Source organism: Pontibacter saemangeumensis (genome assembly GCF_039541895.1).
GTDB classification, from domain to species: domain Bacteria; phylum Bacteroidota; class Bacteroidia; order Cytophagales; family Hymenobacteraceae; genus Pontibacter; species Pontibacter saemangeumensis.
Window position 1 is genome coordinate 375012 of the sequence record NZ_BAABHC010000004.1, and the last position, 10982, is coordinate 385993.

A 10982-nucleotide genomic window follows, 5' to 3' on the forward strand; every position below is an offset into this window, starting at 1 on the left:
CGTTATTCTTATCTGAGGCAGTAAGAGTCGTTTAGTTTAGGAGCGAAAGATAGGCGAGGTAGTTGCCGGCTTCACCCTCATAGATTACTTCAAACGTAAAGCCCTGTTCTGTGGCATAGTCCTCCAGGATGGCGGGGTCGATGTATAACCAGTTGAACCACCCACTCTCCTGGTCTCTGTACGTCATGTTATATTTCACTTCGCCATAGTAGCCCGCGTTCAGGTCGAGCAGCACAGAGCCGTCTTCGTCTTCATACATATATAAAATGTCAGAGGATTCCAGCAGAATCTGGCCGCCCGGCTTCAGGAGGGTCTTTGCGTGCTGCAGAAAACGCCCCAGTCCCATCAGGTTGCCCGCAATGCCAATGCCGTTCATGAGCAGCAGGAGCGTGTCAAACTGCCTGTTTTTCAGCGCCAGCACATCCTCGTGCAGCACTTTCAGGACTCCCCGCTGCCGCATCACCGCTGTCGCTCCGGCCGAAAGATCGATGGCAGTCACGTCCTTCCCCTGTTCCTGCAGTGCCAGACTGTGGCTGCCGGCCCCCGCCCCTATATCCAGAATGGTCCCACGGCAGGCATCCAGTGCCAGCAGTTCCAGTTCCGGCATCTCCTTCACGCTCCTGAAAAGGTAATATGCCGGGATCACATCGTCCTCAGTCAGGTTACTGGCCACCACCACTTCGGCCTCTGTATGCCCCTGCAGGTAGTCTGACATGGCGGTTCCCATCGGGTCGTTTTTCATACGCATGTTATTTAAGACACAGGCAAGTTCGCCACAATTGCACAACTGTAAAAGCCTGACCTCATCAAAATCTGACACAGCGGAATAAAGTTGTATCGCATAGGGGAAAGCATATATAATTTACTGATATATTTATTGGATGATTTGAAAAAAAATGTAGCTTTAGGTTAAGTTTTCAACACCGGATCACATGAGTACAGAGGCATCAAGTTCCATTCAGCTTATGGATCTCAAACTGGAAGCAAAATACCTGCGGTTAGAAAAGTCGCGCAACCGGCTGTTGGATGAGCTGGAGGGCCTGGACGAAGAGTTGCTGAACATGCCGGCGGCAGCGGGCAAATGGTCGATCGCACAGCACATTGCGCACTTGCTGCTCGTGGATAAGGTTACGATGGGTTATGTGCAGCACAAGTTAGGGCAACAGGAGCAACTGCTCTCCGCTTCTCTCTCCCACACATTCAAGTCACTGCTCCTCAAGCTAGCGCTTCAGTCGGGACGGAAGTATAAAGCCCCGCCCTCCGTGGCAAACGTTCCGCAGCAGGCCTCACTTCCTGCCCTGCGCCAGGAATGGGACGATATCCGGTTTAAGCTCGAGGATGTGCTCACCGACATACCGCCCCACCTCCGGGGGAAGTGCCTTTTTAAACATCCGTTTGTAGGCCCCCTCACCATCTCCCAAACTCTCACCTTTCTGCAGGATCACTTCGACCACCACCTCCGCGCCATCCGTCACCTGAAAAATCAGTTAGTAAGCTAAATTCTGTCGTGTCCTGATAAAGGCTCGTGTGTTTAGGAATAGTTGGCTAAACTGAACCTCTCCTTTTAGCAGCGATGAGAAGGAGCTATAGGACCCTTATCCCTGGAAAGCTGGTGCACATATAAAGTGTAATTGTCCCAATTGCTCATTGCTCATTCCTATCCCCCTCTTTTATTTGCAGTCAGATTGTTCAGGTTAGCCTTATAAGTAAACCAAATAAGCTCCCTTGATAGTGCTGTCCGATACTTACAGCGGCTAAATTGGAAGGGAATAACCTATAAAGCCCTCTGCCTTAATTGTATATATAGCTTTGAAATATATGTGCCTTTTTCAGGAGCAGGTGTCACTAAAAACACTATTTTAGAACACACCTTTCCGCTTATATGAAGAAGAAGATTACCCGCAGCTGGAGCATTTTTGCTGCCGCCGCAAGCTTTTTACTCGCCTCCTGCGAGCCTGTAACCACCCCAACTTTATCGCCAGCTACACTTCCTGACAAAGCCTTCGGAGCAGCCCCTTTAGCCGACTCCACAGTAGTTGATATGGCCAGCAATATTAACCCTGTCATCAATCTGGAGGCAGAGGCAGCAACTATCCTGGCTAAACCGCAGGTGCCCATCCTGTGCTACCACCAGATCCGGGATTGGCTTCCTTCTGATTCAAAACAGGCGAAGGATTATATTGTGCCCATATCGCGCTTTGAAGAGCAGATCAGTATGTTGGCTGATAGTGGCTACCATGCCATTCTGCCTGACCAGTTACTGGCTTACCTCACCACCGGCACTCCCCTCCCCTCCAAGCCCGTGATGCTGACATTCGATGACACAAACCTCGATCAGTACACCATTGCTGCACCGATCCTTGAAAAGTACGGTTACAAAGGTGTTTTCTTTGTGATGACGGTTTCGCTGGGGAGGCCTCGCTATATGAGCAGGGCGCAGGTGAAGGAACTTTCGGAACGGGGGCATGTGATCGGAAGCCATACCTGGGATCACCAGAACGTGAAGAAGCTTAAACCCGAAGACTGGCTGACGCAGGTAGAGAAGCCAAAGGTGGTACTGGAGCAAATCACTGGAAATCCTGTTACCTATTTTGCATACCCGTTTGGACTCTGGAACAAAGAGGCTGTCCCGGAGCTCCGGAGCCGCGGCATCACCGCCGCCTTTCAACTGGCGAACAGCCTGGATACCGAGGCGCCGCTATTCACCATCAGGCGCAGCATTGCCAGCGGCTACTGGGGAGGCACAACACTCCACCGGCACATGGTAGAGCGCTTTAACCTGGGGGAAGCGCCGGCAGACCAGTCAAAACAAGCGGCCGATCATTATACAGGGCTATGACTTTGACATCTATGTCCGCCCCTTTTATTAAAGACAGTTAGGCTGCTTTTTCATCCGCAGCACCACCTAGTGCTGTTATATATATGATTTATAAGATAAGACAGGAGGCAAATACTGTCACTACAAAGAAGAACACACGTACAATCTGACATTAATGCAGCTTCTGAGAGGGCAGGTAGCTCTGACGGAAGCTCCGCGATGATCAGCCCCTTTGCGGAATACGTATGAGGAATGAGCCCAGTGGGTGGGGAATCAGCATGTAGAAGAGTATATAGGATGCAGGAGAAAACACAGCAGCATATGGGCGTGGATTATGGCGCCAGGCAGTCGGGCACAACTGCAGCCGCAATGGTGCTTCAGGGGCAATTGCATATATGGCAAAGCCCCGCCGGGCAGGATGCGGACCACTGGCTACAGGACCTGGTGCTGGAACTACAGGCGAAGGTTATATATCTAGACGCCCCGCTAACATTGCCCAAGGTATATAGTCAGACGGCGAGCACCACCACATCCGACTATTTTTACCGCGAGGCCGACCGCAGCCTACAAGCCATGTCCCCGATGTTTATCGGTGGCCTGACGGCGCGGGCGATGCGGCTTAGGGCGCAGCTAGCGGAAAAAGGTGTCGCTGTTCTCGAAACGTACCCATCCGCGCTGATCCGCGTGCTGCTGACGGAGCTGCAGGGATACAAAAAAGACCTTACCTTGCTGCCTGTTTACGCGGAGGCACTGCAAGGCTTGTTGCCTTTCAAACTGCAGGAGTACCCTCAGAACTGGCACCAGTTTGATGCCTTGCTGGCATGGTTTAGCGGTTATCGCCACGGTGCGGGGCTGTCGGTGCTGTACGGCGATGCGCGGGAAGGCCGCATCATCGTTTAATTGCCCCCAACGTCAGCGGCTGTCTCCAGCGTGAGGAACTCCATCTGAAGGGCCTTTATTTTCACTTCTGAGTCAGTGTCTATATCGGCATTAATCTCCTCTTTGCGGTCATTCAATTGCTGCAACACCATCTTAGCCATATCCCAGTCATCATTCGACCATCCAGATTTAAGTGTTCGCACATTCTCCATGAATGTAATGTACGCGTCGCGCACGTTAGCCGCATTTATCGTGTCCGTGTCAGCCCATTGGCCAAGCAGCTTGCCCTCCCACTCAGCCATGCGCGCCTCAGTTCTTGCCTTCCTATACGACTCGTCAGCTTCAGTAAACTCCTGTTTGAGCTGTTTATACTCTTCTTTCAGCTCAGCTGAAAACTGCTCCTGTTTCTGGTCAAGTTCCTGCGTGCGTGTCCGGAAATCCTCCTTTGTCTGTTGCCAGTCTTCTTCCGTGCGGTTGGCGAGTTGGGAAGTCTCACGGCTTACCCAATTCCTGAAATCGCTCAATTCGTCGCCCACCTCACTTTCGCGCGTGGTGGTGCAACTGCCCAAGCTGATCATGCTGATCATCAGGGTGAGCAAAAAAGCCATTCTTGGTTCTTTTTTCATATTTTAGAGATTTAATTTTACAATACTGAGTGACGAGCAATTAATGATGGATTGTAAATTACTAATACAAATTCCTCATCCAAATATTTATTTTACAAGTGTTTTGTAATTTTTCTGGTATATATTTCTATACCTAAACCTACCTCCTCATACCGCGTAATTATACATACGAATGATGTAATAGATTTCACCCAACCTATACCTTAAAAGGGGAAAATTGGGATAGCTTACGCGACGAGTATGCGATAGTTTAGCACAAGTGTCACGTAAGCTATTTTTTTTGCGGCAACAACATTCACAGTCTCCCATCATATACCAGGTACTTATCTCCAAAGCTACAGGGTCAAAACTAAATGCTGCTTCGCAAGTTTTCTTCTTTCCCGACGGTCTGCATGGTATAGGTAACCGTCAGACGCTGCTCCGAACCCCGCGCTATTATTTCCTGCATCGGCGCACCCTATCCTGTTCAACCGACACACATGACTGGCTAATAAAGCTAAAGAAGGAAAGAAGACCGAACCTAAGCATGTTCTTGTATATTTAGATTTTATATACGTATGAAAGCTTATTTTATATAGAGCATCTATATAGCTGCAATGAACCTGTGCCAGCACCTGGAAAATTATGAATAAAGATCAAAAATTTATGCGGGAGGCCATCCGCCTTTCGGTCGATAAAATGAAAGCGGGATATGGCGGGCCCTTTGGGGCGGTGGTGGTCCGGCTAGGGGAGATCGTGTCACGCGGATATAACAATGTACTTACATCCAATGACCCAACCGCCCATGCCGAGGTAGATGCCATCCGGAAGGCATCGCAGGCGCTAGGCACTTACGACCTCTCCGACTGTGAGCTATATACCAGCTGCGAACCTTGCCCTATGTGCCTCGGGGCCATCTATTGGGCCAGATTCAGGAAAGTATACTATGGCAACACCCGGCAGGACGCGGCCCGCATCGGCTTTGACGATGCCCTTATCTATGAGGAAATCGGGAAACCGCTTGAGGCGCGTAAAATCCCGATGCAGCAACTTTTGCCAGAGGAGGCAAAGGCAGGGTTTGAGGCCTGGGAGCAGAACGAGGGAAGACAAAGCTATTAGCAAATCACTGTTGGAGATGCCTTTTTTGCTGATGTGATAATTATGACGCTATGTTCCACATATGAAATCTACAGAAGGGATAATGTTGCTTGTTCCTATATATAACGCCTAAAACAGCAGCGGCTGCACCCCTAAAAGTGCAGCCGCTGCTGTGAAAAAAGGTATGTAAAAATTACCGCTGCTTCATCATGTTGGCAAGGTTGCCCAGACCACCGCGCTTGCCCGACATTTTATTCATTGAGCGCATCATCTTACGCATGTCGTTGAACTGCTTCATCAGGTTGTTGACCTGCGTGATGTCGGTGCCGCTGCCCTTGGCGATGCGCTGCCGGCGACTGCCGCTGATCATATCCGGGTTTTCCCGCTCGGCTGGCGTCATGGACTTGATGATAGCCTCTATCGGTTTGAAGGCGCCTTCGTCAATCTCCACATCCTTCAGGGCCTTGCCAACACCGGGTATCATGCCTACCAGGTCTTTGATATCACCCATTTTCTTGATCTGCTCCAGCTGCGTCAGGAAGTCATCGAAGTTGAACTGGTTCTTGCGAATCTTTTTGTTGATGCGCTTGGCTTCGTCCTCGTCAAAGGCCTGCTGGGCCCGCTCCACCAGGGAGATCACGTCACCCATTCCCAGGATACGCTGGGCCATTCGGTCCGGGTAAAACAAGTCGAGCGCCTCCATCTTCTCGCCGGTGGATATAAACTTGATCGGCTTCTCAACCACAGCGCGGATAGAAAGGGCGGCACCGCCACGCGAGTCGCCATCGAGCTTCGTCAGCACCACGCCGTCGAAATTGATGCGCTCGTTAAAGGTTTTGGCCGTGTTCACCGCATCCTGCCCCGTCATCGAATCTACAACGAACAGCGTCTCCGATGGCTTCACGGCGGCTTTTATCTCAGCGATTTCTTTCATCATCGCATCGTCCACGGCCAGTCGACCAGCGGTGTCGATGATGACAACTTTCTTGTTCGTCTTCCGGGCGTGCTCTATGGCGTTGAGGGCGATCTGCACCGGGTTCTTATTATCCAGCTCGGTGTAAGCCTCCACCCCCACCTGCTGTGCCAGCACCTGGAGCTGGTTAATTGCAGCCGGACGGTACACGTCGCAGGCTGCCACCAGCACACTGCGGCCCTGGCGCTTGATATAGCTCGCGAGCTTGCCCGTGAAAGTTGTTTTACCGGAACCCTGCAAACCCGCGATCAGGATTACCGCCGGCTCGCCCTTCAGGTTGATGTCCTGCTTCTGGCCACCCATCAACTCGGTCAGCTCCTCATGCACGATCTTCACCATCAATTGCCCCGGAGACACGGCAATCAGCACATCGCGGCCCATGGCCTCGTCTTTGATTTTATCGGTGACAGTCTTGGCAACTTTATAGTTTACGTCCGCATCCACCAGCGCCCGGCGCACCTCCTTGATGGTTTGCGCCACGTTGATTTCGGTAATGCTTCCCTGGCCTTTCAGCGTTTTAAAGGCTTGGTCTAATTTGTTACTTAAATTATCAAACATCTTTCTCTGGGTTTATCTACAAAATTAAGCATTCTCCTCATGATATACGAATCTTAGCCAGGGAGAATTCAGCTTTCAGAAAGCTTTGGGGCAAATTCCGCCGCGTTTGTGCAGGAAGCGCTGCTAAGGCAGGGCAATAGAAACAGCCTCTGCAGATGTGCGTAATAATATCATTATATTTGAGACGACAGGTAAGAAGAGAAAAACACTTTGGAAAAAACCGACACCACCAACCTCCTCTATATTTCGTATTACTGGCCGCCCTCAGGAGGCCCTGGCGTGCAGCGCGGGCTAAAGTTCTGTAAGTATCTTCCTGAGTTCGGAGTGCAGCCTACGGTGCTGACGGTAGATGAAGCGCAGGCGTCCTACCCTGTCCTGGACCCGACGTTTTTAAAAGAGGTGCCGCAGGGGCTGGAGGTGCACCGAACGGCTACCACAGAGCCGTTCGAATACTACAAAAAGCTGACTGGCAAAAATGAGATCCCCTTCAGCGGTTTCGCCAACCAAAAGGGCAAAGACACGGTGGTTGACAAGGTTTTCAAGTTCGTGCGGGGCAACCTGTTTATACCCGACGCGCGGGTTGGATGGAACAAGCACGCCCTCAAAAAAGCGGAAGAGCTGATGGAGAAAGGCATATATAAAGCCATCCTCACGACGAGCCCTCCCCACTCCACTCAACTCATCGGTTTAAAGCTAAAGAAACAGCATCACTTACCCTGGATAGCGGACCTGCGCGACCCCTGGACAAACATCCATTACTACGACCAGTTACAGCACACTGCACTGGCGAAACGTCTGGACGAAAAATATGAACGGCAGGTGCTGGAGCAGGCCGACGCCATTATCGTGACGAGCGAAGACACCAAGCGGCTCTTCCTGAACAAGCCTGTGCGCATCGACGCGGCTAAGATACATGTGATCCCGAACGGGTACGACGAAGATGATTTTATATACCCCTCAGAGCCCCCTCGTGACGAGTTACTTATCACTTATACCGGCACCATTACCGAAAACTATAACATTGACGTTTTCCTGAAGGCGCTGGCGCATATGATGTCCGTGCACAGCGAGGTGAATTACAAGCTGCGTTTTGTTGGCCAGGTTTCGGAGGGGGTAAAGAAGCGCATCGAAAAAGCCGGCGTACTGGGGATTACTGAGTTCATCCCATATGTGCCGCACGAGCAAGCGATCCGGTACCTGATGCAGAGCACCGTGCTGCTGCTGGCAATCGCTGACGTGGATACCGTATACGCCAACGTGCCTGGTAAGCTATTCGAGTACCTTGCCTCTAACAAGCCCATCATCTGCTTAGGCCCCGTACACTCCGACACCGACCGCATCATAGACGAATGCGGCGCCGGAAGGCTTTTCCACTATACCGCTTATGACCTGATGGTAGACCATCTGACGCAACTAAGTAAAGCCTGGCTGCTCAACCCCAACCAGGACCTACCTTATATTAACCACGCCCGCTACTCCCGAAGGGCCCTGACAGCGGAACTTGCCGAAGTGGTAAAAAGGCTGGCTATGCGAAAATAACCTAACCTGGTCACTCCTGCCGTCATTGAATATTGTGCTGAAAAACGAGTAACTTGCGCCAGATTGGGCGATTTAGATAGCCCAGGCCTCAAATTTACAGACAAGCATGGCATTAGACCTCAATCATAAATCAATATTAGTGACCGGCGGCACGGGCTCCTTCGGGAAAAAGTTTGTGGAGATGGTATATGAGCGTTTCCCGCAGGTGAAGCGGCTCGTCATCTTCTCCCGCGACGAGCTGAAGCAGTTTGAGATGGCGCAGGTTTTCCCCCACAGCAAGTACAACTCCATCCGCTATTTTATAGGTGATGTGCGCGACGGACAGCGCTTCAAGCGCGCCTGCGAAGGGATTGACATCATCGTGCATGCCGCCGCCATGAAACAGGTGCCTGCCGCTGAATATAACCCGATGGAATGCATCAAAACCAACATTCTGGGTGCAGAGAATATCATCAATGCCGCACTCGACTGTGGCGTAAAAGACGTCGTAGCGCTCTCCACGGACAAAGCGGCCGCCCCCATTAATCTCTACGGGGCAACCAAGCTGTGCTCCGATAAGCTTTTTGTGGCTGCCAACAACATGAAAGGACAGCGCAATATCCGGTTCTCAGTGGTAAGGTATGGCAACGTGATCGGCTCCAGGGGCTCAGTGGTGCCTTTCTTTTTGAAGAAGCGTTCTGATGGGGTGCTTCCGATCACACATCCGGAGATGACCCGCTTCAATATCTCACTGGAAGAAGGCGTAGAACTGGTATTTCACGCCTTGGAGCACCACTGGGGTGGGGAAATTTTCGTTCCTAAAATTCCTTCTTACGTTATAACGGATATGGCGGAGGCAATAGGCCCGGGCTGCCGGCAGGAAATTGTGGGTATACGCCCTGGCGAGAAACTGCACGAGGAGATGATCACGGAGACGGACTCGCTCAACACCGTAGAACTGGAAAAATATTACATCATTCTCCCTTCCACACCCACGTGGTCAACCGAAGAGTTTTTAGAGGCGCACAAAGGGAAAATGGTGGAGATGGGTTTTAAATATAATTCAGGGACTAACAATGAGTGGCTGGGCGTGGAACAGCTTCGCGAGGAGATAAGGCAGCACGTGGACCCTGATTTTACGGTATAGCATGAAGCTTTCTGAAATAGAAGTTAGAAATGGCTGAAAACAAATATAGCAACAGCATCAGAAGCCAAAACAGCTGTTGAATTCCTGAGTTTGTAATACATTTTCTAATTATCCAGGATGATATCTAACCCTGAATACAACCCCATGAAGCCTATCCCTTACGGTAAGCAGCACATCACAGAGGCGGACATCGAGGCCGTGGTGGAGACGCTGCAGTCGGAGTACCTGACGCAGGGGCCGAAGGTGGCCGAGTTTGAGCGGGCCTTCGCCGGCTACGTGGGCGCCGCGTACGCCGTGGCGGTCTCGAACGGCACGGCGGCCCTGCACCTCTGCGCGCTGGCCCTGGGCGTGGATGAGAACACAAGGGTCATCACCACGCCCATCACCTTCGTGGCCTCGGCCAACTGCGTGCGCTACTGCGGCGGCACGGTGGAGTTTGCCGACATTGACCCCGCCACCGCCCTGCTTGACGTGGAGAAGGTGCGGGAGCTGCTCGAGGGCAAGCCCAAAGGCTACTACAGCGGCATCATCCCCGTCGACTTTGCCGGCAACCCGGTGAACATGGAAACGTTTCGGGAACTGGCGGACGCGCACGGCCTGTGGCTGATCGAGGACGCGGCGCACGCCCCGGGCGGCTTCTTCTTCGATGGCAAGGGGGGGAAACAGCTCTGCGGCAACGGCGCCTTCGCCAACTTGGCCATCTTCTCCTTCCACCCTGTCAAGCACATCGCCACGGGCGAGGGCGGCATGGTCACCACGAACGATGAAGCGCTGTACAATAAACTTCTGAGGCTGCGCACCCACGGCATCACCAGAGACCCTGAGCAAATGGAGGAAAACCATGGCGGCTGGTATATGGAGATGCAGGAGCTGGGCTACAACTACCGCATCCCGGACATGCTCTGCGCGCTGGGCCTCTCGCAGCTGCAACGCGCCGACGCCGGCCTTGCCAGGAGAAAGGGCATCGCTAGGATCTACGACGCGGCCTTCAGGGAGGCGGCAGGCATTGAGACGCTGCGCACCGGCAGCGCCGCGCTGGGCCCGGAGGGCGAGACAGGCCACGCCTACCACCTGTATGTCATCCGGGTGCAGGACCGCAAGGGGCTGTACGAGTACCTGCGGCGGCACGGCATCCTGGCGCAGGTGCACTACATACCGGCGCACACAATGCCTTACTACCGCGGCCTGGGCCACGGCAAAGGCGATTTCCCGGAGGCGGAGCGGTATTACGCCGAATGCCTGAGCCTGCCCATGTACCCCTCGCTCACGCAGGAGGAGCAGGCCTTCGTGATTGAGAAAGTAAAGGAGTTTGCGGGGAAGTGAAGCGCATCGCCATCATACCGGCCCGCGGCGGCAGCAAGCGCATCCCGCGCAAGAACATCCGGG

Annotated in this window: 11 protein-coding genes; 8 read left to right on the forward strand and 3 right to left on the reverse strand. The window is 52.5% G+C overall.

The genetic code is table 11. The annotated features are described in order from the left end of the window. Positions 1–31: 31 nt before the first annotated feature. Complete coding sequence (locus ABD920_RS06255; RefSeq protein WP_345157587.1) at positions 32–742, reverse strand: class I SAM-dependent methyltransferase; 711 nt, start codon at positions 740–742, stop codon at positions 32–34. 223 nt (positions 743–965) lie between these two features. Between ABD920_RS06255 and ABD920_RS06260 the strand changes: the two genes are divergently transcribed. From ABD920_RS06260 to ABD920_RS06270, 3 genes are all read left to right on the forward strand, one after another. Then, entirely contained in the window at positions 966–1499 is a 534-nt protein-coding gene (locus ABD920_RS06260) for a DinB family protein (protein ID WP_345157588.1), read from the forward strand. Positions 1500–1882: 383 nt separating this feature from the next. Beyond that, positions 1883–2839 (forward strand): polysaccharide deacetylase family protein, encoded by a 957-nt coding sequence (locus ABD920_RS06265; protein WP_345157591.1) that lies wholly within the window; start codon positions 1883–1885, stop codon positions 2837–2839. Between the two features lie 276 nt (positions 2840–3115). Continuing rightward, positions 3116–3718, forward strand: a complete 603-nt coding sequence (locus ABD920_RS06270) for a hypothetical protein (RefSeq protein ID WP_345157593.1) — start codon at positions 3116–3118, stop codon at positions 3716–3718. Here the strand turns inward: ABD920_RS06270 and ABD920_RS06275 are convergent. Continuing rightward, the gene (locus ABD920_RS06275; RefSeq protein ID WP_345157594.1) at positions 3715–4323 is read right to left on the reverse strand and encodes a hypothetical protein; all 609 of its coding nucleotides are present in this window, start codon (positions 4321–4323) and stop codon (positions 3715–3717) included. The genes ABD920_RS06270 and ABD920_RS06275 overlap by 4 nt on opposite strands. Positions 4324–4947: 624 nt before the next feature. Between ABD920_RS06275 and ABD920_RS06280 the strand changes: the two genes are divergently transcribed. Beyond that, positions 4948–5421 carry a nucleoside deaminase gene (locus ABD920_RS06280; RefSeq protein WP_345157596.1) on the forward strand — a complete coding sequence of 158 codons (474 nt, stop codon included), beginning with the start codon at positions 4948–4950 and terminating at the stop codon, positions 5419–5421. A gap of 172 nt (positions 5422–5593) precedes the next feature. On the opposite strand, the gene ffh is transcribed toward ABD920_RS06280, so the two are convergent. Further along, complete coding sequence (gene ffh, locus ABD920_RS06285) at positions 5594–6931, reverse strand: signal recognition particle protein (protein ID WP_345157598.1); 1338 nt, start codon at positions 6929–6931, stop codon at positions 5594–5596. Between the two features lie 210 nt (positions 6932–7141). Between ffh and ABD920_RS06290 the strand changes: the two genes are divergently transcribed. The 4 genes from ABD920_RS06290 to ABD920_RS24920 all read left to right on the forward strand — a co-directional run. Next, a complete protein-coding gene (locus ABD920_RS06290) occupies positions 7142–8470 on the forward strand; it encodes a glycosyltransferase family 4 protein (RefSeq protein WP_345157600.1) in 1329 nt (442 codons plus the stop codon). Positions 8471–8576: 106 nt separating this feature from the next. Next, a complete protein-coding gene (gene pseB / locus ABD920_RS06295; protein WP_345157601.1) occupies positions 8577–9596 on the forward strand; it encodes a UDP-N-acetylglucosamine 4,6-dehydratase (inverting) in 1020 nt (339 codons plus the stop codon). 144 nt (positions 9597–9740) lie between these two features. Further along, the gene (gene pseC / locus ABD920_RS06300; protein ID WP_345157604.1) at positions 9741–10919 is read left to right on the forward strand and encodes a UDP-4-amino-4,6-dideoxy-N-acetyl-beta-L-altrosamine transaminase; all 1179 of its coding nucleotides are present in this window, start codon (positions 9741–9743) and stop codon (positions 10917–10919) included. Then, positions 10916–10982 (forward strand): cytidylyltransferase domain-containing protein (locus ABD920_RS24920; RefSeq protein WP_425568560.1); only part of this gene is annotated, 67 nt, incomplete at its 3' end. The genes pseC and ABD920_RS24920, both read left to right, overlap by 4 nt.